The 483-nt window shown below is 58.2% G+C and carries 2 protein-coding genes; both read right to left on the reverse strand.

Annotated elements, in window-relative coordinates; genetic code table 11:
* Positions 1–143, reverse strand: a 143-nt coding sequence (locus ACNQOP_RS20505; protein WP_416405576.1) for a DUF2188 domain-containing protein, incomplete at its 3' end; no start/stop codon positions are given.
* Positions 144–285: 142 nt separating this feature from the next.
* The coding region (locus ACNQOP_RS20510; protein ID WP_416405575.1) for an SOS response-associated peptidase family protein at positions 286–483 on the reverse strand (198 nt) is incomplete at its 5' end.

Genomic DNA, 483 nt, shown 5'->3' on the forward strand with positions numbered 1-483 from the left:
ACGATTTCCTTGGCCCTTTTCTCGGCGGCCTTTTTCGTGGGTTCATGGGCAGAGACTCGTTTCGCGTCTTCTTTCTTGACGTCCCAGCCGCCCCGGTCGCTGTTGGGGACCACGTACCGGTCGTTGTCGTTGCCTTTGGCCATTTCGATCCACTCCTTCAATGAGGTGAATTGATGTTGCGCCCAGCCTAATAGCCAGTGCAGACACTTCCCCACATACCAGTGCCGGCTTGTCGGCAATCGTGACGCGAAAACTGAAAATTCTTTTTGAGGGGCTCTCTGTCTGTCACTCCGCCGGTTGGATCAGCTCGGGTCCGTTGTTGCGGACGCTGTTCACCCTGGTGCTGACGATCCGCGGTGTCAGGGTCGGTTCCGGCAGGGAATCGAGCAGGTGTTGGACCTCGGCTTTGTCGGTCAGGTCCGGGTCGAGCCATTCCGCGAACCGGTCTTTCGGGATGATGACCGGGGAACGATCATGGACGTG

Origin of the sequence: Arthrobacter sp. LFS091 (assembly GCF_047977885.1) — a bacterium.
Taxonomy (GTDB): domain Bacteria; phylum Actinomycetota; class Actinomycetes; order Actinomycetales; family Micrococcaceae; genus Arthrobacter.